This window comes from Vibrio sp. 1641, assembly GCF_033339995.1.
GTDB classification, from domain to species: domain Bacteria; phylum Pseudomonadota; class Gammaproteobacteria; order Enterobacterales; family Vibrionaceae; genus Vibrio; species Vibrio alginolyticus.
This window is the reverse complement of the sequence record NZ_JAWOVP010000001.1, coordinates 460,638-485,911: the sequence shown is the minus strand read 5'-3', so window position 1 is coordinate 485,911 and position 25,274 is coordinate 460,638. Positions and strand designations below refer to the sequence as shown.

Sequence of the window (25,274 nt, the reverse complement as noted above, 5' to 3'; positions counted from 1 at the left end):
TTCCCTTAGTTCACCTGACTGAAATATTTCGTAACATGCTACTAAAGAATTGAAATCATTACTCGTGATTTCTCTTTCCTCGGTCTCGATGATCCTGCATTGCAGTCCGTTTATTGCGCCTTCTACACCCCTTTACTTGACGATTAGCGTAACAGTCAAAGCACTTACATAGGTTCACTACTGCTTAGCATGGAACATCGCTTGCCCACTCTTGTCCTTGTTCGACCAGAAATTGATGTTGAACTGAGCATCATCGCTCATCTCAATGCGGTGCCAGTACTGCGGTGGACTTGTAGCAAACTGGCCTGCATTAATCACCACCACTACTTCTGCTTCTGTGGCATTTTCATCAGCAAAGCCGTAGTAAGTCACTTGCCCTTCCATGACGCAAAGCTGTCCAAACACTCCCTCAGCGGTATTGTGATGAGTCAGTAGCGCTGGTGGCACATTGTCTTTAGTGAAGAAAGGCGTTGAACGTTGAACAGTCCAGTCTTTAGGAATTCTTAGATGCGACATAATGATACCCTCTCTAATTACAATTCTTTTCGTTAAAATCGGTTAAGCCTGAGCGGCTTGAGACAACTCTCGAAGCAATGGAAATGCTTGCGTAACTTGTTCTCCCGTCACGACGAAGCCCATGAGTCGGCTATTTTCATCTTCTGCTTTCGCGGCAATGCCAGTTTGAGAAATCTGCACGCTCCAGTTCGTCACCGAACTAAAATCGCCTGCCAATTGAATTGGGTAGCTCGGCGTTTTGACCTTTACCATCATAGGCGGTAGTTTCAACTCTGCTTCTTGCCCCAGTAGTTGTTTGCCCAAAGCATTGGCACTTAGCACGATCGGTTGGAGGTACGGCATCATTCGACCTTGGATCTCAGCACAATCGCCTAATGCGAACACATTGGCTGCTGATGTCTGTAATCGAGCGTCCACCTCGATGCCTTTATTGACACTCAACCCACAAGCCTTCGCTAACCAAGTGTTAGCACGTAAACCCGCAGCTGAAATCACTACATCGGCTTCGATTGCTTTACCTTTGCTCAAGCTTGCCACCAGCGAATCATCCGAGTGATTGATCGCGACAACTCCAGTCTCTAAGGCAAGTTGAATACCTTGCTGCTTAAGTTGATTCTCCAGCGGCAATGCAACAAATTCAGGAATCAAGTTAGCGAGCAAACGGGGATTTGGCTCAACCACCGTAACGGCTTTACCACTGGTTGCGAGATCCATGGCGATCTCGACGCCGATCAAACCACCACCCATTACTAGAATTCGTTCCGCCCGGCTAATTTGCTCTTCCGCTAATTGATATTCTTGTAGCGAGTTCAGCGTTATCACCTCAGGTGCTGCATCGCCAGATATTGGCGGCACAAAGGCTTTCGCGCCTGTCGCAAACACCAGTTTGGAGTAAGAATAGGTTTGGCCGTTGGCTACCACTTGCTGGGCTTGCACGTCGACATGCTCAATCATGGTATGGGCGAACAGTTCGATGTTGTGTTCCTGTGCGAACGCCTCACCACTTTTAACCACTAAGTCTTGGGCGGTTTGCTTGTTGCTGAATACATGACTCAAATCAGGCTTGTTGTATTCCGCGCCGTCATCAGCAGTAAACACTTGCAGCGGAATATGTGCGTCCATTCGACGCACTGTTTTCACCAATTGGTAAGCCGCAAAGCCGCTACCAATAATCACAATAGGTGCTTGCATATTCCCTCCTAACCGTTGTATTCAACGAAAACGTCTTTACCTAAATGGCATTCTGGGCACAAGAAGTAATCTGGCACTTCCGACCAAGCTGTACCCGGTTCAACACCTTGGTTAGGCTCGCCTTTAGCTGGGTCGTATACCCAATTACAAACCGTACAAACCATGCATTGACAATCTGCGGGATGCGCCTCAGTACTAGGGTTGCTAGGAGCAGCATCTACTACCGCTTGTGTTGTCACTGGCGCAACGGGTTGTGATTGAACTTGTGGTACAGATGCAGTAATCGCAGGAGAAATAACAGGACTTGTCAGGTCATGCTTTGCCCACAATTTTGCGATGTTCTGACCATGTTCGCGACATTCACGCATCGCTTTACCATCTGGTCGCCATTTGGTTTTCAAGCTCACTGCGGTTTCAAAACCTGCGTCAGTCAATCGAGCATGGATACGATCCACCGCGCCACCATTCCACCCGTAGCTACCGAATGCAGCGGCCTTTTTCGCTTTAAAGCGCAGACCGGTAATTTCTTCTAGCATGCCAGCGATCTTCGGCATCATGACGTTATTCATGGTAGACGAACCAACCAAGATGCCTTTTGAGCGGAATACATTGGCGAGAATTTCATTCTTATCATGCTTAGAGACATTAAAGACTTTGACCGCCACACTAGGGTCGACATCGTGAATGCCTTGCGCGATTGCATCGGCCATCATTCGGGTGTTGTTTGACATAGAATCGTAGAAAATCGTAATGCGATCTTCTTGATAATTGTCTGCCCACGCTAAGTATTGCTCGATGATTTGAACCGGATTATCGCGCCATACAATACCGTGTGACGTTGCGATCATGTCAACAGGCAAATTAAAGCTCAGCACTTCTTTGATTTTAGCGGTTACCAAGCTGCTGAATGGCGTTAGGATGTTTGAGTAGTAACGCAAACACTGTTCCATCAACTCATTTTGATCCACTTCATCATTGAACAAACGTTCATCGCAGTAGTGCTGACCAAATGCGTCGTTACTGAATAACACTGCATCGCCAGTTAGGTAAGTCATCATGCTGTCTGGCCAATGCAGCATCGGCGCTTCCACGAACACCAATTGCTTACCGTTGCCAATATCAATGCTGTCGCCTGTTTTTACGGTTTTGAAGTTCCACTCAGGATGGTGGTGATGACCCACAATCGAATCAATCGCCGCTTCTGTACAGTAAATTGGCGTGTTCGGAATCTTCTCCATCAATGCCGACAATGCACCTGAGTGATCTTCTTCTGCATGGTTTACCACGATAAAGTCGATAGACTTAAGGTCGATTTCCATCTCTAAATTTTGGATGAATTGTTGACTGAATCGATGATCGACCGTATCAATCAATACGGTTTTCTCTTCACGAATTAGATAACTGTTGTAGCTGGTACCTTTTGTCATTTTGTATTCTGTACCGTGGAAGTCTTGAACTTCCCAATCGCGTTGACCTACCCAGTGGATGTTGTTTTTTACGTGAATTGTCATAATTACTACCTTGAATGACGGGATAAACAAAAATAATTTCTTCTTGTATTGCACTGGGCATGCCAACTTTTTATTACTATATATTTCAATATCTTAATTAAAATCCAACTTTGATAAGTGTCATTTGGACACAGTTGAAAATTGTCATTAAGACACTACAATAGTCATATTGACACAATCGGTATTGGCTATGACTTCTTTAATCGCGCAATGGCTACACATCACGCAAGACCTTAACTCGGCGCTCACTCAACAGGCTCGCTTCGATACGTTATTAACGGCGATTCGAGATGTATTGAAGTGTGACTCTTCTGCCCTTCTTTTGTATGAAGACCAGCACTTTAAACCTTTAGCGATCAATGGATTGGCGAAGGAAGTGCTTGGACGCCGTTTCTCCATTGAGCAGCACCCAAGGTTAGAAGCCATTGCCCGAGCAGGCGACATCGTGCGCTTTCCCTCCGACAGCGACTTACCTGATCCATACGACGGCTTAATTCCAAACCACGATGACAAACTGCATGTCCATTCCTGCATTGGTTTACCTCTGCTGATCGACGATCAACTGATTGGTGCCATTACGATTGACGCCTTCGACCCCAACCAATTTGATGGGCTACGCAACCAAGAGTTACGTTTTGTCAGCGCATTGGCAGCAGGTGGCTTGCACACTGCACTCCTACTAGAACAGCTCGAGACACAAGCGAGCCTGCCACGCGACTCTTACGCCGAGAAACGCACCTTAAGTAATGAAATCATTGGCAACTCTAAGGGGATGAAGAATCTTCAAGAGCAGATTGATGCAGTCGCCGATACTGAATTGTCTGTGCTAGTGATGGGAGAAACGGGCGTAGGTAAAGAGTTGGTTGCCAGCGCTATTCACCATCGCTCTAGCCGCTCGAACAATACTTTGGTTTACCTCAACTGTGCAGCGCTGCCCGAATCAGTCGCGGAAAGCGAGTTGTTCGGACATATCAAAGGCGCATTTACGGGCGCGATCAGCAATCGTAAAGGTAAGTTCGAACAAGCCGATGGCGGCACACTGTTTTTGGATGAAGTCGGCGAACTGTCGTTAGAGCTGCAAGCCAAGTTACTTCGAGCTCTACAATATGGAGACATTCAACGTGTGGGTGATGACCGCCATATTCGAGTCAACACACGCATTGTCGCCGCAACTAACCGTATATTGCATGAAGAAGTGACTGCTGGTCGCTTCCGAGCCGACTTATATCACCGCCTAAGCGTCTTCCCGCTTCATGTTCCACCTCTTCGTGAACGTGAAGACGATGTGGTGTTGTTAGCGGGCTTTTTCGCCGAACGCTTAAGAAGCAAATTGGGATTGAACAGCATTCGTTTGTCTCCCACTTTGGTGCAGGCACTCAAAGACTATTCATGGCCAGGCAACGTGCGAGAGCTTGAACATGTCATTAAACGTGCTGGTGTTTTGGCAAAAGCACGTACTCACGCCATAGACATTGAGTTGGTTGAGCAAGATTTTGATATTCGAACGCCGAATCAGAACATCAAGAATGTTGAAGAAACGGAGCAAAACTCTCGGCGTGAGCTACCAGAAGGTGGATTAAAGCCTGCCACAGATGCCTTCCAAAAAGCGATGATTGTTCGAGCACTGGAAGAAAACCAAGGCAACTGGGCAGCAACGGCACGTCAGTTGGAACTGGACAACGGCAACTTACACCGATTAGCGAAGCGCTTAGGGATAAAATAGACACTAACGAATATCACCTAATATGGCATATTCATCGCCAAACAATGTGCCTGATGCCCAACCGCGCACTCAGCCCACTATAAGTAGTGGGCTGAGTGCTCAGATAGAATAGCCACCTAAGTTTGACGGTATTTTCTTCTAAATTTTATTGTCTTGAACCACCTCACAGATTTAATAACCCTTAACAATAAACACAATAATAGTTAAGGTATTTTTATGAGTCAGATCTAATAAAATTAAATATATAGTATTTATTTTAAGAATCTAAACTTTCAAAGTTCATCATAATAAATACAACCTCTATGTATACACTTTACCTTCAAAAAACATCAAAATATAATCCCTTCGATAAAAACACTTAAATGAATTTAACTGTATAAAAGTGAGGAGAATAAAATATGGGATATGGGGCGACAGTATATTCATTAGATACTGAAAAGGTTTTTAACGTACTAAAGAATGAGCGTAATCCAGAGCTAGAAAAAGCCATCATGGAAAGGTGTCAAGACTCCTTTAAAGTGATTAATGAAATGCTGGAAAGTAGTGGCGAAAGCATCCGAGCTGAAGAGCTTCTTATGCAGATGCTGTCTGAAGAGATAAAATACAGTCACTTGGGTTACGCCTATGCTTACTTGCTTGAAGCTATATGTAAGATAACTGGTTATTACTTGTCCAATAACTCTTGGTATCCATGCGATGTAAACGATTTCTGCGATATCCCATTCACTAACACCGATTATCCTATAAAATTCCCATTCCCTGACGATTTCCCAGTTGTTTTTATGATAAAAAATCAAGATATTCACCAAGATAACGTTGACTTCGGGGGCTTATCAGAGCAACAGATATCTGAAGTCAAGAGCTGGTACACTCATGCAGTCGTAAATAATCGTGACTTGGTATTATTTTATTATTAATTTTAACTATTACTAAATCATCCAATAGTTAAAATAACAATAGAATATTAATAATAACTCTAGCTTAATATAAGCTAGAGTTTTATCTATTTAACTGAAATTTTTCTAATTTTAAAAACATTATATTTCACACCTAGTTTATAGACTCTGTGTATAGTGTGTTCAGAGGCAATGTGAACTCATAGGATCAAAATCAAGTTCTAATTTTTAGAAGAAAAACCGATCTGCTTGTGTCAAAATGCGCCATCCCAACCAAAAAGTCTTAATGTAATGAACTACCAAGCTGCTATTTTTGATATGGATGGTTTGCTCCTTGATACTGAGCGCGTCTGTATGCGTATTTTCCAAGAAGCATGTGAAGCCCAGAACCTACCCTTCTATAAAGATGTTTACCTTTCAATCATTGGTCGCAATGCAGCGGGCATTGAAGTGATTTTTCGTAAAGCTTATGGGGATGATCTTGACCGCTTACACCAAGAGTGGCGCGACCGTTACGACGCTGTGGTTAAGCACCAAGCGATACCGGCAAAAGAAGGGGTGATTGAGCTGCTTGAGTGGTTGAAAGGTCAAGGGTTGCCAATTGCAGTCGCCACTTCTACAGCAAAAGAAGTGGCACAGAAGAAGTTGGAGTTAGCGGGCCTAAGCAAGTATTTCGACAACTTAACGACGGGCTGTGAAGTGTCACACGGCAAACCTGATCCAGAGATCTACCTGCTTGCAGCAAGTCGTCTAAGCGTAGATCCAACCAAATGTCTCGCCTTTGAAGATTCAAATAATGGCGTGCGTGCTGCTGTAGCAGCGAACATGATCACTTATCAAATCCCTGATTTGGTTGAGCCTTGTGACGAAATAAAGCAATTAGGCCATACTGTCTCACCTTCACTGCATGATGTGTTGCACACGTTAAAACAAACTCGCTAGGTTTACTTGTCGTCTGTTCTCTAGAAGCTCAGCAATTTAGCTGAGCTTCTTTCTCGAAACCTCTCCAATACCGTAAAACCAAACAATTCTTCCACCCGTTTAGCGAGATTATTTTCACCTTAACTCTGGCTAATCACGACTTTTGATTTAACTCACGCAATCGCATGAAATAAGGCATTTGAGTGATCAAATAGCGGAACTGACCAGTACAAGCTTGCAACAAAACGTCAATATACCGATTGAAGCACGTTTTTGGAGTGAAAATTGGCTGATAATGAGAACTATTGGATAAGATCAATCCAAGTCAGCCTAAAATACAAAATGGAGAGTGTTATATGTCTTTACGTTTATTAGCAACAACCTTCGCATTAGTAGGAATGAGCTTTGGTGCCCAAGCCAGTGCCGAGTGTGAAGTGTCATTAGATGCTAACGATATGATGCAGTTTTCTACTAAAACATTGAGCGTACCAGCCACTTGTAAAGAGGTAAAACTGACGCTGAACCACACAGGGAAGATGCCAGCGCAATCGATGGGTCACAACGTGGTCATATCTGACACTGCCAACCTACAAGCAGTCGGTACTGACGGCATGGCAGCTGGAGCAGAAAATAACTACGTAAAACCAAATGATGATCGCGTCTACGCTCACACAAAAGTAATTGGTGGCGGTGAAAGCACCAGCATTACGTTCAGTACTGAGAAAATGAAAGCCGGCGGTGACTATTCATTCTTCTGTTCATTCCCGGGTCACTGGGCAATCATGCAGGGTAAATTTGAGCTAAAATAAAAGATTTAGCCAAGCCAAAAGAAGACTCATTATAGGGAAGCCAAGGCTTCCCTTTTTGATAGATAAAATAGCAATTGAGAAAGGTCTAACACGTCTGGAAACGTGACCAAGAAACATAGCAAGTAAGAAACCCTTGCTCCATTGAGATTAAGTTCTTTTACGAAAACTCATGGGTAAAAATCGGATTTTTGTTTTGCCTTTCCGAGACACTACTAAATGATAAAAGTCATTCAATACCATGTAACTCTTTCCAGTTTCCTGGATGAACCACATAGCCGAACAGAGCATGCCCACCATAAACCAATTCAGTTCCTTCCGGTATCCACAGCATCTGACCTGGGTGCACAAAATGTGTTTCACCATTTGCGGTCAGCTCGAAACAGCCTTCAATCACGAAAATAACTTCATCATAAAGCACTGTCCAAGCCACTTTAGCGCCTTCCCATTTAGCAAAGCCTACGCCAATGTTTGGTGAAATTTCTGGGCTTAACGCCCTGGCAACATACGCCATTCCCGGCGTATCACCACGAACATTGAAATCTAGACTTTTACTATCAACAAGTTTGACTTGCTTCATAATTCACTCCGGCTTTGCCATTTTGCTAATTGGATACGCGTTTTTACTCCCAAACCTAAAAAAGGCTCTGGCGGATTCAAACAAGGCATTCCTGTCACTTGCTGTATGTCATCCAATGATTTAGATGTCGCACCAACGACATAGTCAGCTAACAGTGTTCCAGAAATGGTTCCCCACGCAGCACCAACACCATTGTCACAAGCGCTGGCATAAACACCTTCATCTAATTGACCGAAAAAGTTAGTAAAGTTACGAGAGATGGCATACACCCCACCCCATGTGTGAGTAAATGGTACGTCGGCCAGCTCGGGATAACGCGCCAGAAAGACCTGACGATGATCGTCGCGAATTTGTTCTCTGACTTTATCGTTCATGCTTGAGCCATATTTCGGCACGTGTTTGTAAGTATTGCGGATCAAAATACGTCGATCGGCGGTCATACGTAACGTCGTTCCCGCATGATCAGCTGGAGTTAGGCCCCAATTCAACTCTCCTCCGTATCGCTGCATTTCTGCGTCGGTTAATGGACGCGTCCAGCTTGCAAACGTCATCACTGGAAGTAGTCTGTTTTTAAGATAACCAAACTCCCGAGTAAAAATGCTGGTCCCAAGCAGCAGTTCAGGGGCTTCAACAGAGCCACTATCTCCATGTAATACCCAGCAACCGTTTTCTTTACTGAGCTTGCGGATTGGCGAGTTCTCTAACACCTCGACGTTCTCTGGAAGGCTTTCCCCTAGCCCACGCACCAAAGCAGCAGGTTGCATTAAATAACCACCTGGCGTGTAAATTGCGCGGCTGTAGTAGTTTGTTCCCAAGACTTTCGCCAGCTCACTGCCATTAACATGGAAGTATGGTTCGCCAAGGTCTTTCATTAGGTGCTCAAAGTGATCGAGATACGCTTCACCGCGCGCCCCTACGGCTCCTTGATATTTGCCCTTTGCTGACCACTGACAAGAAATACTGTGCTTCGACACTAAAGTGTTTAGCTGAGCAATCGCAGAACGGTTGAGTGATAATAACTTTTGCTTGTGCTCAGGGTCGGGATGCTCAAGTGAAAACTTATGAGGCAAATCGATAACAAAGCCCGAATTTCTTCCTGAAGCCCCTTGGCCGATACGTTGCGCATCAATCAGTATAATTCGTGCATTAGGCATAAGTTCAGCTAAACGTCTTGCCATAGCTAAGCCTGCGAAACCGGCACCTAACACGGCATAGTCAGCACTTTGTTTACCTTTTAACGCCGATTTTTCTGGAATACTTGGCAACGCATGGTACCAACCACACGTCACGTCATCATTGGGTAAATGAATCATCTTCTTTCTCCGCTACGCTGCTGACAGTTTCAATGACAATTGATCTAGCCAAGGGCCGCGTAATGACTGTACTTTTCTTCCTAGCAACGCAAAACCGAGCATTGCTCCTTCTGGTGAATAAAACGCAGCGGTCAATTCATCTGCTTGGGTCTCGATGTACCATTGTCCCTGTTCTTCAGCGGCTACCGTGAAAATCGTGAGTGGAAGAATCGGCGTTTTTACAATCACTGGAGTTGGTGTTAACGAGATAGGGGCGACATCGCCTAGCAAGCTTTTCGCTACAGAAGGGATCATTTGATTAATCGGTGCAATATAGGGCTGCCAACCTTGCTCCGTTTCAACACAGTCGCCTAGCGAGTAAATATTCTCATCACTCGTCTGGCCGAATTGATTCACTTTAATGCCCCGGCCAACTTCAAGCCCCGCGCGCTCAGCCAGAGAAACATTTGGCTTGAGTCCAACCGCGCTCAGCACTAGATCTGCTTCAATCTGCTTGCCACTGTTTAGATGTAAAACCGCACTGGATGCGGACCTTGGCTCGATTCTGGTGATACTGTCTTGTAGAGCCCATTGCACGCCTCGATCGGCAAGTGCGCTTTGTAATGATTCACCCAACTGTTGCGGGATCAAACGCTCCATTGGCCATTGACCCAACCCGATAACTGTTACTTCATAACCGCTTTCGATCAGATCATTTGCGAACTCACAGCCAATTAAGCCATCACCTAGGATCGCGATGCGCTTTTTGTCTTGCAGCTCCGCTCTGAAACGGCGGTAATCAACTAAGTCGTTCACACTCATAACCCAAGAGCGATCGCCCTCAATTGGGATTTCAATCGGTGATGCACCTGTTGCCAGTACCAAGCGGCTGTAGGCGTATTTACCGATGGAGGTATGTAACGTTGAATTGGCACGATCGATCTGTTCAACACGGGTATGCGGGTAAACTCGGATGTTGAGACGGCTTTCCCACTCCAACGCGCTCTCACTTTGTAGCGCGTCGCCGTCTTTATTCATGACCAGTGCATTAGACAAGGCAGGCTTGCTGTACAGTGCGCCATCATCAGCGGTAAAGACAGTGATCGGAACCGTTTCAGATTGTGCTCTAAGTGCCGCTGCCAACTGGTAACCACTGTGGCCACTGCCGATGATAACGATAGGGTCAGCTGAAAATATAGGTTGAGTGACTTCAGATGGAAGTGGCTGAGCCGTATTTGGCTGAACAGACGATCCTACCGATACCGAAGACACTGCCACGACCTCTTCTACTGGCGCATCGTCGGTGATTTCGATCATTTCAAAATCGGCCTTACCCACTAAACAATCGGGGCATAACCAATCATCCGGCACATCTTCCCATGCTGTTCCTGGTGCAATGCCATCGGATGGCCAACCTTGTGCTTCATCATAGATTAAGCCGCAAATAATACAGAGCCACTTTCTCATCACTTATACTCCAACTACCTTGTTCAGAATTTCCGTGTTTACAAACCGCTGTCAGATTTGTTGTGATTCCATCAACCTCGCCCTAGCTTGTGGTCTGAAATCCAAGCCGGTACGAGGTGATGAAAATACAGTTACACGGTAGCTATACGTTGCTGTCTTGCTGCAAACGAATGGCAATATTGCGTGTCTGGACATAGCTATAAATCGCTTCTTGTCCTTTTTCTCGCCCAAAACCGGACAAGCCCACGCCACCAAATGGTGTTTCGATGCCACCAGCAAACCATTCATTGATGAACACTTGTCCACCACGCAGTTGCTGTGCCACATGTAATGTTTGGTTTAGGCTTTCACCAAAAACACCAGCGACCAGGCCAAAATCGGTGCCATTCGCGATCTCGATTGCTTCTTGCTCAGTTTCAAACGGTGTAATCACCAATACAGGACCAAACACTTCTTCTTGTGCAATGCGCATATCTGGCGTGGCTTCAATCACTGTTGGTGCCACAAAGTAACCCGATAGATCAGGTGCGTAGCCACCCGTTAGGATATTCGCGCCGTCGGCTTTTGCTTGTTCTATCATTTCAAGCACGCGTGCTTGTTGATCAGCAGATACCAACGGTGTGATGTCCGGCTGGCTTTCGCCTTGGCCAATGGTTAGGCTTTTTGCCATTTCCACTACTGCCGCTTTTACTTCTTCATAACGCTCTTTTTGAATCAGCAAACGAGACATTGCCGAACACACTTGACCAGCGTTAAAGAAAATACCGACCTGAACGCTTTTCAAAAGTGTTTCGAGGTTCGCATCTTTCAGCGCGATAGCAGCCGATTTACCACCCAGCTCCATCACCGATGGAGTAGCGCGTTGCGCTGAATCTTGCAGGATGTGTTGGCCGGTTGGAACGGAACCCGTAAAGACAATTTGATCGACCTCTTGGTGCTGCACCAAATGACTGCCAACGACTGAGCCTTTACCGCATAGAAGGTTAATCGTACCTTTCGGGAAGCCCGCTTTTTCAATCGCTTGAATCAACAGAGTCATGGCAAGTGGGGAAATCTCTGGCGATTTGATCACCACTGCGTTACCTGCGGCTAATGCAGGTGCCAATGAGCGTGCACAAATAGAGACAGGGAAATTCCACGGCACAATCTGCACCGACACGCCAAACGGCACATATTGAGTGAAGTCGACATAGTCTTTACCCAACGGAATTGACGTGCCTTCCAGCTTGTCGGCCATGCCTGCGTAGTATTCAAAGTAACGTGCCGACTCTAAAAACTCATCTTTGGCATCTTGCAAAGATTTCCCATTTTCACGACAGGCAACTAACCCACCTTCATCAACCATTTCACGAATAGCTGCGGCGGCTTTTAACATCCACTCGGTTCTGACGGCTGGACGAACGTCCGAAAGAAGGCCTTGATTGACCACTCGGCGTGCCGCTGCCATTGCGCGATCTGCATCGGTGATAGTGGCTTCTGCAATCGTCGCATACGCTTCGGCTGTGCCAGGGTTCATGACGGTCAGTGCTTGCTCTGAATCGCACCACTCACCATCAATATAATTAAGGTAATGCATCATATTACTGCTCCAGTGCCGCTTTCACTTGCTTTGCCAACCAGGTTTGGAAGAAATGCGTCGGAACATCCATTTCTGGTGAGAACACACCACCACCAAAGCCAGGTGAGTAACGACCTTCCTGCATGCCCTCGACCGCTCCAATATCTTCGCCGAATACGACTCGCCATGACTCAACGGTAGCAGTACGGCACGCAGCGAACTCATCTTTCGTTGCTTCATCACCCACATAGAAAACACGTAGGTGCTCAACACTCTTATTCGCAGTGATTGGTTCAATCATCATCGCAAAGGCATGATCGGCTTGAATACCAAGCAACACGTTTGGAAAGAGTGCAACATATTCTGCATGACGCAGTTTATCTTCTGGCCAGCTTGGAAATTTAGGTAAGTGTGTTCCTGCAGTATCAGAGAGGTTGTATGCGAGACTACCTTGGCCAGAAAAACGCTCTGCAAACATGATGTTGTAGTGATCCTCTAGGCGAGAATAACTGTTCAAACTCGGATGCACCCAAGGTAAGTGGTAAGCTTCACAGTAGTTTTCTACGGCAAGCTTCCAGTTACTTTTCACTTCTATCTCTAAGTTGCCACCCATGTTCACGCGGCGAAGAAGCCCTAATCCTTCTTCACCTAAGAATTGCTGCCAACGTTGCTCTAGCGGCGCGATATGGTCTTCAAAGCTTTCTGCATTGCCCGATAAGTTGACGAATACCATGTCCATCCAAACGGCTGAACGAAGTGGCTTAAGGCCGTGCTTTTCACACTTAAATCGATCATCTTTGTGTTTTGCGATACCACCAATGTGTGGTGTGCCTTTTAGATTGCCGTCAAGATCGTACGTCCATGAATGGTAAGGACAGCGAATCATTCCTTGAACTTCGCCTGCCTCATGAACCAGCTTCATACCACGATGACTACATACGTTGTGGAAAACTTGGACTTCACCTTGGCGATTTCTCATCATGAGTAGTGGAAGATTCATGAAATCAAGTGGCATCACATAACCATTTTTAAGCAGGTCTGATGCAAAACCAATACATACCCAAGTGTTACCAAACACCTGATCACGCTCAAAAGTAAAATACTCTTCGCTGGTGTAGGCCTGATTCGGCATTCCTGTTGCTTCACTGATTGGGTTCAGTACATTATCAACAAGTTCAACAGGAATAATGGTTTGGTTGACATTGCTCATATTCTTATCTCCGAGAGTCGAGTTGCATCCAGTGCGTACAACATCGTGTTGTGTTAGTGGAGATGATTTTGATTAACAACCCGGAAACAAACAAACGACTTTTTCGCCGGGCTTGGATGAGTTTTTGTCATTCATGCATTGATCTCGAACAAAAAAATAACCTTTTAATTAACAATGATCTTCTTGTCATGATTAATACTCATTAACCGATGAGTATTAATCAGTTGAAACACAAAAGCCCTCTCTCTACTCTCTTTCAAAAATTAACAATAACGCAACAAACAATAACGCTAAAACAAACGCACTGTGAGGGATGCCTATGAGAGCAACATCTGGGATATTGAAAGGACTCAATCCGACTGTGACAATCGCATCAAAGATCGTCGTTATCGGTTTTGTACTTTTCTGCGCCATTCTCGCCAATCAAGCGGGCCAATACTTCGAAACGATTTCCGGCATTTTGCTACAGAATATGAAGTGGTTTTACATCGGACTTGTTTCACTCGTTGTCGGTTTTCTTCTTTACCTTATGGTTAGTCGATATGGGCATATTCGTTTGAGTAAAGATGACGAAAAACCAGAGTTTAGTTATTTGTCTTGGGTATCCATGCTTTTTTCCGGAGGCATGGGGATAGGCTTAATTTTCTGGTCGGTCGCCGAACCGATGTGGCATTACGCTGACAACCCATTTACTCAAGGCCTGACCAATGAAGCCGCAACAACATCAATGAAACTGACATTCTTTCACTGGGGTCTACATCCTTGGTCTGTCTTTATCATTGTTGCACTCGCATTAGCTTACTTTTCCTACCGTAAAGATCTGCCTTTTACCCTACGCTCTATCTTGTACCCTTTGATTGGTGATCGTATTTATGGGCCTATCGGGCACACGGTTGATATCCTAACAGTCGCGGTGACTGCTTTCGGTATCTCTCAAACCTTGGGGATGGGAGTTATCCAAATAAACTCTGGTTTGAATCAAGCCTTTGGTCTAGACATTAGTTTGGGGATTCAACTCTTTATTATCGTTTCCCTTTGTACTTGTGCGGTTGCGTCGGTGCTATCTGGTGTAGGAAAAGGTATTCGCCGTTTATCAGAATGGAACATGCTGCTTTCACTCGCACTCGTGCTAGTCGTACTTTACATTGGTCCAACTCGCTATATCTTAAATACGCTACTCGAAAGTACGGGGCTTTATGCACAAAACATTGTCGGTATGAGCTTATGGAGCGATGCACAGAATGACTCTGGCTGGCAAAACTGGTGGACGGCTTATTACTGGCCTTGGTGGATGACTTGGGCGCCTTTCGTTGGCATGTTTGTAGCTCGTATCTCTAAAGGACGCACAATACGTGAACTTATCGGTGGCGCATTAATCGTACCTACGCTAATCACGTTTTTATGGATTTCAGTATTTGGTGGTGCAGCGTTGAAGGTAGAGCAAGACGCTCGTGTTGCTCATCAAGAGCAAGTCACTGCGGCACAAGAAGCCAAACAAACACCACCTGCGGATTTTTCTGGCGGCCCGATTCTTGAAGCGACTAAAGCCGATACGACACGCGCTTTGTTTACGCTATTCGACAATCTAGATACAGGTATGTTTGGTAAACTACTTAGCGTGCTTGCGTGTCTATTACTCGGTACTTATTTCATTACCTCCGCAGACTCGGGTACCTTGGTTCTATGTACCCTCGATGCCGCTGGGCACAGTGAGCCTCCTACCTCTATACGCGTATTGTGGGGGATCATGATCGCAGCCATTGCGGGAGTACTTCTATACGCAGGAGGGTTAAAAGCAATGCAAACGGCCTCCATTATTGCCGGTTTCCCTATCGCCATTTTTATCGCAGTGATGAGCTTAACGCTGTTTCATAGTATTCGACGCGAACCTAAGCCATGGGCAATGCTTCCAGAGCACGTTCACCCAGAGCAAGAGAAACTTGATGGTCCTGTTGAACCGCTTGTTGAAAGCAAAACAGTGGTTTCCGAGCCTATCGCTTCAACATCCTCACTAAAAGATGATTCCACACTCAATCAGGGACCAGTACTAAGTTAGTGCGTCGTTTCATCAATCAATTAAAACAAAGCGGGAACTGGTACTCCCGCTTTTTAACATGACCAAACTCTGTTATTTTCTCTGCTTATTGATTTAGGCTAAACCTCGATCACCCACCTCATCTGGCAACTGTTGCAAAAGCCACTCTCTAAAACGCTTGACGCTTGCTGGGATTAAACCTCTATTTTTAGGTTCAAGCATAGAGAAATTGGAAGGTGTTGAAAGCACGTGTTCGACTGGCCTAACTAAAGCACCGCTTTGTAAATAGTCGTCCACTAATGACCCCCAGGCTAACGCGATTCCCTGACCATTAATTGCCGCTTGTAACAGCATTGGATAGTTATTGATGTTCATGCGATTACGAGGCGAAATATTTGGCAATCCTACACTCGCAAACCACTGCTCCCAATTCACCCAATCTCTTTGAGACTCTTCCAGATAGAGTAACGTTTTATTGAAGATTTCTTCTGGCTTACTAGGCTGGCCGATTTTCTCTAAATAAAGCGGGCTACACACAGGGAATACTTCTTCTGAAAACAGCGTTGTCACATCCATTTCCGCAGGTGGAGTGCGACAATAAAACAAGGCGAGATCGCAATCTAATCGGCGTAAGTCCAACACATTATCTGAGGCCAATATTCTTATATCGATGTCATCATGTTCATTTTGAAATTGAGCAACCTTAGGCAACAACCACAAGGCTGCCATTGCATTTGTCGTCGCAACCGTGATCTTTTGTTCGCCCTGCCACTTCTTCACTTCACCAGTTATTTGAGCAATATCGAGCAAAGATTGGCTGACAGCTTGATAATATTGAAGACCTGTAGGCGTTAAATTAATGCTTCGATTGGCTCGCGTGAACATAGCCTTGCCTAAGTATTCTTCTAATTGTCTAATTTGGCGACTGATAGCACCTTGGGTCACGTTTAGCTCGTCAGCGGCTAACGTAAAACTCAAGTGCCGCGCCGACGCTTCAAACGCAACGAGGCTATTTAAAGGTGGGAGGGGTTTGATTTTCATGTATCTTCCAGTAAGGCAGTATTGTAATTATTTTTATTCCCGGCAATCTTATGTTGCACGTGGATAATGCCATTCTGGACAACACCTCAAAAACGACAATTTATAAATGATAAAAAATAGAGATGAATCATAAATTGTTGTGAGAGAGACTGCCGTATACAGTTTCGTGGCTACAACGAGCACAAAAAGAGGAGCAGTTACTCCTCTTTTGTCTAGCCTTTTGCTCACTTTGTACGAGTTAGCCCATTTACCCTATTGCCAGTTTAGTACTCGCGTAACGCGCTTTTTTCTTTCTTGGACTGGCTAAGAAGTACGCTAATGTAAGAGGCCCTAATCGTCCCATAAACATCATGAAGATGATCACTAACTCACCCGGTTCGGACAAACTGCCCGTTAAGCCTCGCGATAACCCAACCGTACCCAGTGCCGAGACCGCTTCGAACATAATGTCTAACATAGACGCTTTCTCTGTCAGTAACAGCGTGAATATGGCAAACCAAGTCACCCCCACCGAGATCAGAGTCAGCGCCAATGCCTTGCTGATGGTCTCTTTGGGAATCTCGCGTTGAAAGGCATAGGTTGCTTCATCGCGACGCAAATAGCTGTAAGTCGCCAAGACTAACACTATAAATGTCACAACTTTAATGCCACTTGCCGTACTCAATGATCCACCGCCGATAAACATCAACACCAGAATGATCGCCGTTGTGGCATCTTCCAACTGATCGATAGCTAAAGTGTTGAACCCTGCCGTTCTTGGCGTCACCGCTTGAAACCACGATGCCCACCATTTCCCTGCTTCGCTCAACGGGGCAAGCGTGTTGGGGTTGTCATATTCAATCAGATAAATCGCGATAAGTGCCACCACGTTAATGATCATCGTGCCTAAGATCATCATTCGACTGTAAACGGTGAGTCGATGCCAACGGCGATTGCGTTTTAAGTCAATCCAAACCGAGAAGCCTAAACCACCAATAATGAACAAACTGGTAATGGTGAAGTTAACGACCGGGTCGTCCACGTAAGGCATTAAGCTATCGGCACTCAACGCAAAACCTGCATTGTTAAACGCACTGATGGTGTAGAAGAAACCATGGAACAAACTGGTTTCCCAGCCCAGCTCTTCACTCCAATAAACGCTCAAAATAGTGAAACCAATAAGTTCAACGAGCAGAGCGAACATCAATACAGATTTAGCAGTGGCAATGAGTGTCGATGAATCAGTCTGGTTGAACGCCTCTCTCGCGACTGCTCGCTCCAAAAAGCCAATTTTTCCGCCCAGAGCCAGCAAGGTCACGATAGCAAACGTCATCAAACCTAGGCCACCACATTGAATCAGGAAAGCAATAACCACTTGCCCAAAAGGCGTAAACGCCGTGCCCGTGTCTACCACAACTAATCCCGTCACCGTAATGGCCGATGTTGCTGTAAACAGGCTTTGAATCCAAGTGATGGGCTCTGTGGTGGCAATCGGCAGTTTGAGTAAGACCGTGCCGAGCATGATCAAGCACGCAAAGCTGAGGCTAAGTATTAATGGCGGTGCGCCCAACAATTTTTTGCCCGCTTTGGGTTTTCGCTCGATTGGGATAATAGAGGGATGCCACAAAACCATGTTACACCAACCTTGGAGCGACGTATTTCAGCTCAGCGCGACTACCGCAAAGCAACAGCGTGTCGAACTCATTAAGCACAAACTCATCATTGATATTGGTGTAGACGGCTTCTTCGCGCTTCACCAAGATTGGCTGAATGTTGTAACTGCCTCGGCTGATCAACTTAGAAAGCGGCGTATCGTGCAGATTGGATTTAACGTGGATTTCCACCACATACAAGCCATGCCCCATTTCTAAATAGTTGTTCACCATCGGATAGTTGAGTGCCTGCGCGACTCTTACGCCCATCTCCTCTTCCGGATGAATAATGCGTTGTACACCAAGCTTAGACACGATGGTATGGTGCGCTTTGGTGCTCGCTTTGACCCAAATAGATTTCACACCCAGATTTTTCAGCGCCAGCGTACACAACAAACTGGCTTGCATGTCTTCGCCAATCGCCACCAACACCACATCACTGTTCGCTAACGCTAACTCTCTGAGTGCACCTTCGTCTGTTGCGTCACATATGACCGCTTGCGTTAACTCTTCGACGTATTTTTCGACGATTTTCGGGTCGCTATCCATCCCCGTTACGGTGTGTCCAAGATGAATAAGTTCTAAGCTGGCGGCAACGCCAAATCGCCCTAGACCAATTACTGTAAAGTGAGCCATATCAATACCTAACTGTGTTTTATGTATAGAAAATGCTAATGCGTTAAGGGTTAGACTGATTTTCCGTCACGGAAAATAGGCAACACGAATCCTGTTCGAGTGCCGATAACCAGCACTAAACCTTGGCATTAACGTTGATTAAATTTGGAATTTAGTGGTGCTTGGACGCCTCTAGCACTAAACGATAACCCAGCCCCGGCTCGGTTTTTAATAGCCGCTGTTCGTCAGCACTATCGTTCAGTTTTTTGCGTAGTTGACTCACTAGCACGCGTAAGTAGTGAGTATCTTCGACATGACTTTTTCCCCAAATCACCGCTAGCAAATGAGTTTGCTCAATGAGTTTTCCCGGCTTGAGAATCAATTGTTCAATGAAAGAAAACTCTTTCTTGGTGAGTGGAATTTCCCTCTGATCCAACCAAAATTGGTGAGTGCTTTTGATGATTTTGACTCGGCCAGCCACCAGCTCATCAGCGACGGTTTGCTCATCCACCAAATCTCGAACCAGCACTTTGATGCGCGCGATGAGCTCTTTTACGCCAAAAGGCTTGCTCAAGTAATCATTCGCGCCCGCTTCTAAAAGGCGGATTTTTTCCTCTTCTTGATCGCGAGCTGTCAGCACTAGCACTGGCGTTTTATAGGTCTGACGAAGCGTAGTGAGAAACTCCTTCCCATCGCCGTCGGGCAAGCCTAAATCTAGCAGAATGACGTGCGGCGAATGCGCTTCGAAACACGCTTTGGCTTCTGAAATGGTACTCGCGCCAATGTAATCAAACCCTTCAGCAGACAGCGAAATTCGAATAAAGGTATGAATGCGAGGCTCATCGTCCACGACTAAAACTTTGTAACTCACGCCTGCTCTGCTCCTTGATTGAGTGGAAGTCGAATGCGGATCAGCGTCCCTTCTGATACTGGCATAGATTGAATATATCCTTGGTGTGCGGTGATGATGCCTTTGGCAACCGCGAGTCCCATTCCGGTGCCTGAATCGGCCGATTTGTTGTTCGTGCCGGAATAGAAAAGGCTGAATATTTTTTCCGCATCTTCAGCTTTAATGCCAATCCCCATGTCCCGAACATCAATCACGCACGACGAACCCTGCTTAGAAAGTGAAACCTCAACAGATTCATTCTCTGGTGAAAATCGCATGGCATTATCCAACACATTAAAAATCGCTTGTTCGATGAGCGAACGACTTACTGACAAATAATCAACGGAATCATCCATATTCATGGACACTTTCTCGGTGTAATTTGGCAAACGAGAAACCGCATCCCGAACAATATCTGCAATCAACTCATCTTTTTTGGTAATTTTTAATGTGCCGTGCTGGAGCTTAGTCGCCTGTAAGAGGTTCTCGATATATTGATGCAAGCGATGGCTTTCTGAAGTCGCACTGTCGAGCAATTCTTTACGCTCTAAGTCATTGAGCTTGGGCATGTACTCGTTGAGTGTGGTCAATGTTCCAATAATGGTTGCCAGCGGCGTGCGTAAGTCATGGGACACCGATAGCAGGATGCTGTTTTGCAGCTTGGTTTGTTTTAACTCGCCCTGCTGGCGACGATAAAGATCCGCAAAGGTGCTGGTGATAAATGCCACCACCATAAACACGACTAAATTAAAAATGTCTTCCGGACGAAACATCTGCAAAGAGTAACGAGGCGTCGTGAAAAAGAAGTTGAAGCTCAACGCTTCGATCACCGCCGCCGCATAAGCGAATCGCGAGTTGCATTGAAACGCCACTACCACGACCGCTAACTGTAAAATCAGCAGGACTGCGGCTGTAGAGCCAAACAGTTGGTCTAACAACCATGAGACGACAACCGCGCCAACAATCACGGTAGTAGAAAAGAGAAAGGTGTTATCTCGCCATTGAACAAACATAAAATACATCAACCAAAATTCGATGTAGAAAACTTTAGCAAAAGCCCATTCGGAGTTCGCGTAAAAAAAGCGTAAAAAATTCAATAACGACAGTGAGTTATAAACATAATCATCATTAAGTTGGCCTAACTCAATGAATAATCACAAGTTAACGTTGCCCATTAACGCCTACTTACTCGGTATAAACGACAGACACAAAAAAGAGGAGCATTTGCTCCTCTTTCGTGTAGCGTCATATTAGATGACTTGCAGTTGAGCATCACCTTGCTCAGACAAAAATCCGCCGGTTTGATGCTTCCACAACTGAGCGTAAACACCACCCAATTGCAGCAGCTCGTAATGCGAGCCTTGCTCAATGATTTTGCCGTCATCCATTACAATCAAACGATCCATCGCGGCAATCGTTGATAAACGGTGAGCAATCGCAATCACTGTTTTTCCTTCCATCAGAACTTCAAGGTTTTCTTGAATTGCCGATTCTACTTCTGAATCAAGTGCAGACGTTGCTTCATCCATGATCAAAATTGGCGCGTTTTTCAGCAGAACGCGAGCAATCGCCACACGTTGACGCTGACCACCAGACAGCTTCACACCGCGTTCACCCACTCCAACGTCATAGCCAACGTTACCTTGCTCGTCTCGTAGAGATTGAATGAAATCATGAGCATGTGCTTTCTCAGCAGCTGCGATAACGGCATCCATTGAAGCATCTGGATCACCGTAAAGAATGTTCTCTTTAATTGAACGATGCAGCAAAGAGGTGTCTTGCGTGATCATACCGATGTGTTGGCGAAGCGACTCTTGTTCGACTTGAGAAATGTCCTGCCCATCAATACAAATCTTACCCGTATTCACATCGTAAAAACGCAGCAACAGGTTAACCAACGTGGATTTACCTGCCCCAGAACGACCGACAATGCCGACTTTTTCGCCCGGTTTGATAGTCAGATTCAAGTTCTCAAATACTGCCTTCTCATCACTGTAGTTAAAACCTACGTGATCAAAGCAGATCTCACCTTGAGAGATTTGCAAAGGCTTAGCATTTGGTACGTCTTTCACTTCAACATCGTTTGAAATCGTATTAATACCGTCTACTACTGTACCGATGTTTTCAAACAGTGCGCTAACTTCCCACATGATCCACTTCGACATACCTTGTACGCGCAACGCAATACTGATAGCAATCGCAATAGCACCAATTGTTACAGCGTGATCTAGCCATAGATAAACCGAAATAGCACTAATAGACATCAGCAGCAAATAGTTGATGGCATCCACACTAAACAGTAAACAAGTCACCATGCGCATTTGGCGGTAAACCGTCACCAAAAATTGCTTCATGCTGCTTTCTGCGTATTCCAACTCTCTTTGCGAGTGCGCGAATAGCTTTACGGTAGATATGTTGGTGTAAGAATCGACAATGCGCCCAGTCATTACAGAACGAGCATCCGCTTGCTCCGTCGCTACTTGTTTCATTTTAGGGATAAAGTAGAACTGGATAACCGCGTACATTCCTATCCAAATCACAATAGGCAACATTAGCAAACCATCGGCTTCGCCCATCATCCAGAGCATCGAAAGAAAATAAACGCTGATATAAACCAGTACATCCACCAGCTTCATGACCGTTTCTCGTACCGCTAACGCACTTTGCATCACTTTGGTCGCAACTCGGCCTGCAAAGTCACGCTGGAAAAATCCAACCGCTTGTTTTAGCAAGTAACGGTGAATCAACCAACGGATAGACATCGGGTAGTTACCCAATAACGTTTGGTGCATCACCATTGAGTGGACAAAACCGAGAGCTGGCATCACAACCGCCACTAAGAACAGCATCATTAGCATGCGATCACCCTGGTCTTGCCAGAATGTTGCGCGATCTTGATTAGAGAGAATATCGACGAGCTCGCCCATATAACGCAACAGCGTCACCTCAGTAATGGCAATAAGCGCACTGAACACAGCCATAACGAGTAAAGGGGCTTCAAAGCCACGAGTGTAAAAACGACAAAAGCCAAATAGCGTCTTCGGTGGCTTTTCGGTTTCCATCTGGGGAAAGGGTTGGGTCAGCTTTTCAAACCAATTGAACATAACAATGACTTTAGGTACCGCGAATGAATTTGCGAACGTTTTACTATCTTTTGATACAAAAGTCAGTAAAATACCGAAACAAAAGCTCAAATGATAATAATTACAATTAAGCTTAGCGTTAATCATAATTATCGGGAATAGATTTATGCAAAAGAATAACTCACTGACCATCGCTATCCGCAACGCGTTGGTTTGTGCTTTAGCACCTACAGCAGTGGTTGCATTCACAGCACAAGCTCAAGAAGACGTCGTACAAGATGACGTGATTGCCATGGAGACCATAACGGTCACCGCGCAAGCACTTAAAGTAGAAACCCCGGCAGCAGAAACGCCGCGCAGCGTATCTATCATTTCTGAAGATGAACTTCGTGTTCGTGCACCGAAAAAGCTAGATGAAGCATTACGCTACACGTCTGGTGTAACCGCTCAGCCTTATGGCGCAGACAACGACACTGATTGGTTCAAAGTTCGTGGATTTGATGCAGCGACTTACCTAAACGGCAACCGCCTATTCCGCGATGGTTACTACACATGGTTGGTCGAACCTTACGGCCTAGAAAGTGTAGAAGTCGTTAAAGGTCCATCGGCTATTCTGTTTGGTGAATCGGCACCAGGCGGTATCGTGAATGCGGTGCAGAAAAAACCAACGTTTACGCCTCAAGGCGAAGTAAAAGTCGAAGTTGGCAACAACCAACACCAATCCGTAGGTTTTGACATTGCTGACGAAGCAAACGACGCAGGCACTGTGCGCTATCGTTTGGTTGGCTTGATGACAAGCCAAGATGGTGAACTGGACGGCACAAATAACGAGCGTTTCTACCTAGCGCCAAGTGTCGAGTTCGACATTTCTGACCGTACAATGCTGACCGTTTTGGCAACTTACCTTCATGATGACGGTGTACCAACTAACCCATTCTTCCCGGCAGCAGGTACTCTGATTGGTTCTAACTTTGGCAAAATCGATCCTTCGACTAACCTTGGTCAGCCAAACTACGATAAATACGAACGCACGCAGTTTTCTCTAGGTTACTTACTAGAGCACGACATCAATGACACGTGGTCACTCTCGCAAAACCTCAACTACGGTTCGAATGAGTTGTACTTGCGCAGCTCTTACGCGTTCTCAAACAACGATCCAGCGAAAGAAGAGTTAACGCAAGGCATCGTATTCCGTGACGGAAAAAACCAGAGCATCACGTTCGATAACAATGCCGTCGGCAACTGGATGACAGACAACGCAGAGCACACAGTGCTTATCGGTATGGATCTGCAATTCCACAAAACCGATGGCGACGAGCAGGACAACTACGCATTTGGTACCATCAATCCGTGGAACCCAGTTTACGGCAACTTCACCCCTCTTGATCCTGCCAACAACGTGAAACGTGAGATTGAGAAATCTCAAGCAAGTCTCTATTCACAATACCAATTGAAACTGCATGAACAGTGGATTGGTAACATAGGTGCTCGTTACGATTGGGTGAAAACAGAAAACTCTGGCAAAGGCGCTACCGTTGATCAAAGTGAATCTCGTGATGATGGTCAGCTCTCTCTAAGTGCGGGTGTGATGTACCTTGCAAACAATGGCCTGTCACCTTACGCAAACTACTCTCAGTCGTTTGAAGTGATCAGCACTATTGATGCGGCAACCAATGAACTTTACAAACCGCTGGAAGGCGAGCAAGTAGAAGTGGGTGTGAAGTATGAGCCAAACTTTATGGATGGCTTTATCAACCTTGCATGGTTCGACATCACGCAAAAGAACGCGTTGGTTACTAACCCATCAACATGGATTGCGACACAAACAGGTGAAGTGACATCTCAAGGTATTGAGCTAGAAAGCACGGCGCAGCTAACCGACGATCTAAAGCTGATGGCAAGCTACACCTACACTAAAGCGAAAACAGATGAGAGCTTTGGCCAAGGTAAAAAACAAGCCGCACTTATTCCTGAGCACCAAGCGTCTGCATGGGTAGACTACAGTGCCTACAGCCTGATTCCAGGCCTCAATATCGGTACTGGTGTGCGCTACGTAGGTGAGTCAAAAGATAACCCTAAGAGCTCGAACCTAACTGTTCCTTCAGTCACTCTTTGGGATGCGTCAGTCACTTACGACATCACTTCACAGTGGCAAGCACAGCTAAACGTGAACAACATCCTAGATAAAGAGTTTGTTTCAGGTTGCGATTACTGGTGTTACTACGGCCAGTCTCGCTCTGTTATGCTAAACGCAAACTACCGCTGGTAATTGTACTTCTACTCCCCTCTATTGAGGGGAGTTTTCTCCT

The 25,274-nt window shown here is 45.6% G+C and carries 20 protein-coding genes and 1 pseudogene; 6 read left to right on the top strand and 15 right to left on the bottom strand.

Features of this window, described 5'->3' with window-relative positions; all coding sequences use genetic code 11:
* Positions 1-177: 177 nt before the first annotated feature.
* The 3 genes from R7Z47_RS02170 to norV are packed head-to-tail and all read right to left on the bottom strand — an operon-like array spanning position 178 to position 3,218.
* On the bottom strand, positions 178-516 hold the full coding sequence (locus tag R7Z47_RS02170) for a DUF1971 domain-containing protein (protein WP_005375231.1): 339 nt from the start codon (positions 514-516) through the stop codon (positions 178-180).
* 42 nt (positions 517-558) lie between these two features.
* Entirely contained in the window at positions 559-1,707 is a 1,149-nt protein-coding gene (gene norW, locus R7Z47_RS02165) for an NADH:flavorubredoxin reductase NorW (RefSeq protein ID WP_104976452.1), read from the bottom strand.
* An 8-nt stretch (positions 1,708-1,715) separates the two neighbouring features.
* Complete coding sequence (gene norV / locus R7Z47_RS02160) at positions 1,716-3,218, bottom strand: anaerobic nitric oxide reductase flavorubredoxin (RefSeq protein ID WP_372052361.1); 1,503 nt, start codon at positions 3,216-3,218, stop codon at positions 1,716-1,718.
* Between the two features lie 190 nt (positions 3,219-3,408).
* Here norV and norR point away from each other — a divergent pair, with 190 nt between their 5' ends.
* The 4 genes from norR to azu all read left to right on the top strand — a co-directional run bounded on the left by norR (position 3,409) and on the right by azu (position 7,567).
* Positions 3,409-4,941, top strand: coding sequence for a nitric oxide reductase transcriptional regulator NorR (norR, locus tag R7Z47_RS02155; protein ID WP_318129786.1), 1,533 nt, complete (start codon positions 3,409-3,411; stop codon positions 4,939-4,941).
* A gap of 398 nt (positions 4,942-5,339) precedes the next feature.
* Positions 5,340-5,858: a hypothetical protein gene (locus tag R7Z47_RS02150; protein WP_005375218.1), complete on the top strand. Its 519-nt coding sequence runs from the start codon at positions 5,340-5,342 to the stop codon at positions 5,856-5,858.
* Positions 5,859-6,128: 270 nt separating this feature from the next.
* Positions 6,129-6,779, top strand: coding sequence for an HAD family hydrolase (locus R7Z47_RS02145; protein ID WP_042521594.1), 651 nt, complete (start codon positions 6,129-6,131; stop codon positions 6,777-6,779).
* A 335-nt stretch (positions 6,780-7,114) separates the two neighbouring features.
* Entirely contained in the window at positions 7,115-7,567 is a 453-nt protein-coding gene (gene azu / locus R7Z47_RS02140; protein ID WP_005375211.1) for an azurin, read from the top strand.
* A 226-nt stretch (positions 7,568-7,793) separates the two neighbouring features.
* Here azu and R7Z47_RS02135 read toward each other — a convergent pair whose 3' ends face one another.
* From R7Z47_RS02135 to R7Z47_RS02110, 6 genes and pseudogenes are all read right to left on the bottom strand, one after another.
* Positions 7,794-8,144: an ethanolamine utilization protein EutQ gene (locus R7Z47_RS02135; protein ID WP_005375208.1), complete on the bottom strand. Its 351-nt coding sequence runs from the start codon at positions 8,142-8,144 to the stop codon at positions 7,794-7,796.
* A complete protein-coding gene (locus tag R7Z47_RS02130; RefSeq protein ID WP_042521596.1) occupies positions 8,141-9,457 on the bottom strand; it encodes an NAD(P)/FAD-dependent oxidoreductase in 1,317 nt (438 codons plus the stop codon). The genes R7Z47_RS02135 and R7Z47_RS02130 overlap by 4 nt, the downstream gene beginning before the upstream one ends.
* A gap of 12 nt (positions 9,458-9,469) precedes the next feature.
* Positions 9,470-10,753: an NAD(P)/FAD-dependent oxidoreductase gene (locus R7Z47_RS02125; RefSeq protein WP_238975715.1), complete on the bottom strand. Its 1,284-nt coding sequence runs from the start codon at positions 10,751-10,753 to the stop codon at positions 9,470-9,472.
* Positions 10,742-10,903 (bottom strand): annotated as a pseudogene (locus R7Z47_RS02120) (rubredoxin); the annotation flags it as partial. The pseudogene R7Z47_RS02120 and the gene R7Z47_RS02125, both read right to left, overlap by 12 nt.
* Positions 10,904-11,045: 142 nt before the next feature.
* Positions 11,046-12,482, bottom strand: coding sequence for an aldehyde dehydrogenase family protein (locus R7Z47_RS02115; protein ID WP_104980126.1), 1,437 nt, complete (start codon positions 12,480-12,482; stop codon positions 11,046-11,048).
* Between the two features lies 1 nt (position 12,483).
* Positions 12,484-13,671: an aromatic ring-hydroxylating oxygenase subunit alpha gene (locus R7Z47_RS02110; RefSeq protein ID WP_042521602.1), complete on the bottom strand. Its 1,188-nt coding sequence runs from the start codon at positions 13,669-13,671 to the stop codon at positions 12,484-12,486.
* Between the two features lie 319 nt (positions 13,672-13,990).
* Here R7Z47_RS02110 and R7Z47_RS02105 point away from each other — a divergent pair, with 319 nt between their 5' ends.
* Positions 13,991-15,727 (top strand): BCCT family transporter, encoded by a 1,737-nt coding sequence (locus R7Z47_RS02105; RefSeq protein WP_044129598.1) that lies wholly within the window; start codon positions 13,991-13,993, stop codon positions 15,725-15,727.
* A gap of 93 nt (positions 15,728-15,820) precedes the next feature.
* Here the strand turns inward: R7Z47_RS02105 and R7Z47_RS02100 are convergent, their stop codons facing one another.
* From R7Z47_RS02100 to R7Z47_RS02075, 6 genes are all read right to left on the bottom strand, one after another.
* The gene (locus tag R7Z47_RS02100; RefSeq protein WP_115386780.1) at positions 15,821-16,747 is read right to left on the bottom strand and encodes a LysR substrate-binding domain-containing protein; all 927 of its coding nucleotides are present in this window, start codon (positions 16,745-16,747) and stop codon (positions 15,821-15,823) included.
* Between the two features lie 247 nt (positions 16,748-16,994).
* Entirely contained in the window at positions 16,995-18,359 is a 1,365-nt protein-coding gene (locus R7Z47_RS02095) for a TrkH family potassium uptake protein (RefSeq protein ID WP_025768536.1), read from the bottom strand.
* Position 18,360: 1 nt separating this feature from the next.
* Complete coding sequence (locus R7Z47_RS02090; RefSeq protein ID WP_053320111.1) at positions 18,361-19,014, bottom strand: potassium channel family protein; 654 nt, start codon at positions 19,012-19,014, stop codon at positions 18,361-18,363.
* A gap of 151 nt (positions 19,015-19,165) precedes the next feature.
* Complete coding sequence (locus R7Z47_RS02085; protein WP_171342477.1) at positions 19,166-19,864, bottom strand: response regulator transcription factor; 699 nt, start codon at positions 19,862-19,864, stop codon at positions 19,166-19,168.
* The gene (locus R7Z47_RS02080) at positions 19,861-20,895 is read right to left on the bottom strand and encodes a DUF4118 domain-containing protein (RefSeq protein ID WP_171342591.1); all 1,035 of its coding nucleotides are present in this window, start codon (positions 20,893-20,895) and stop codon (positions 19,861-19,863) included. The genes R7Z47_RS02085 and R7Z47_RS02080 overlap by 4 nt, the downstream gene beginning before the upstream one ends.
* Positions 20,896-21,132: 237 nt before the next feature.
* Positions 21,133-22,986, bottom strand: coding sequence for an ABC transporter ATP-binding protein (locus R7Z47_RS02075; RefSeq protein ID WP_318129783.1), 1,854 nt, complete (start codon positions 22,984-22,986; stop codon positions 21,133-21,135).
* Between the two features lie 145 nt (positions 22,987-23,131).
* On the opposite strand from R7Z47_RS02075, the gene R7Z47_RS02070 reads away from it, so the two are divergent.
* Positions 23,132-25,234: a TonB-dependent siderophore receptor gene (locus R7Z47_RS02070; protein WP_171342476.1), complete on the top strand. Its 2,103-nt coding sequence runs from the start codon at positions 23,132-23,134 to the stop codon at positions 25,232-25,234.
* Positions 25,235-25,274 lie beyond the last annotated feature (40 nt).

Excerpts from the sequence above, each read along its gene's own strand:
- R7Z47_RS02170 (WP_005375231.1), bottom strand. The coding sequence starts at position 516 with ATGTCGCATCTAAGAATTCCTAAAGACTGGACTGTTCAACGTTCAACG.
- norW (WP_104976452.1), bottom strand. The coding sequence starts at position 1,707 with ATGCAAGCACCTATTGTGATTATTGGTAGCGGCTTTGCGGCTTACCAA.
- norV (WP_372052361.1), bottom strand. The coding sequence starts at position 3,218 with ATGACAATTCACGTAAAAAACAACATCCACTGGGTAGGTCAACGCGAT.
- norR (WP_318129786.1), top strand. The coding sequence starts at position 3,409 with ATGACTTCTTTAATCGCGCAATGGCTACACATCACGCAAGACCTTAAC.
- R7Z47_RS02150 (WP_005375218.1), top strand. The coding sequence starts at position 5,340 with ATGGGATATGGGGCGACAGTATATTCATTAGATACTGAAAAGGTTTTT.
- R7Z47_RS02145 (WP_042521594.1), top strand. The coding sequence starts at position 6,129 with ATGAACTACCAAGCTGCTATTTTTGATATGGATGGTTTGCTCCTTGAT.
- azu (WP_005375211.1), top strand. The coding sequence starts at position 7,115 with ATGTCTTTACGTTTATTAGCAACAACCTTCGCATTAGTAGGAATGAGC.
- R7Z47_RS02135 (WP_005375208.1), bottom strand. The coding sequence starts at position 8,144 with ATGAAGCAAGTCAAACTTGTTGATAGTAAAAGTCTAGATTTCAATGTT.
- R7Z47_RS02130 (WP_042521596.1), bottom strand. The coding sequence starts at position 9,457 with ATGATTCATTTACCCAATGATGACGTGACGTGTGGTTGGTACCATGCG.
- R7Z47_RS02125 (WP_238975715.1), bottom strand. The coding sequence starts at position 10,753 with ATGATCGAAATCACCGACGATGCGCCAGTAGAAGAGGTCGTGGCAGTG.
- R7Z47_RS02115 (WP_104980126.1), bottom strand. The coding sequence starts at position 12,482 with ATGATGCATTACCTTAATTATATTGATGGTGAGTGGTGCGATTCAGAG.
- R7Z47_RS02110 (WP_042521602.1), bottom strand. The coding sequence starts at position 13,671 with ATGAGCAATGTCAACCAAACCATTATTCCTGTTGAACTTGTTGATAAT.
- R7Z47_RS02105 (WP_044129598.1), top strand. The coding sequence starts at position 13,991 with ATGAGAGCAACATCTGGGATATTGAAAGGACTCAATCCGACTGTGACA.
- R7Z47_RS02100 (WP_115386780.1), bottom strand. The coding sequence starts at position 16,747 with ATGAAAATCAAACCCCTCCCACCTTTAAATAGCCTCGTTGCGTTTGAA.
- R7Z47_RS02095 (WP_025768536.1), bottom strand. The coding sequence starts at position 18,359 with ATGGTTTTGTGGCATCCCTCTATTATCCCAATCGAGCGAAAACCCAAA.
- R7Z47_RS02090 (WP_053320111.1), bottom strand. The coding sequence starts at position 19,014 with ATGGCTCACTTTACAGTAATTGGTCTAGGGCGATTTGGCGTTGCCGCC.
- R7Z47_RS02080 (WP_171342591.1), bottom strand. The coding sequence starts at position 20,895 with ATGTTTGTTCAATGGCGAGATAACACCTTTCTCTTTTCTACTACCGTG.
- R7Z47_RS02075 (WP_318129783.1), bottom strand. The coding sequence starts at position 22,986 with ATGTTCAATTGGTTTGAAAAGCTGACCCAACCCTTTCCCCAGATGGAA.
- R7Z47_RS02070 (WP_171342476.1), top strand. The coding sequence starts at position 23,132 with ATGCAAAAGAATAACTCACTGACCATCGCTATCCGCAACGCGTTGGTT.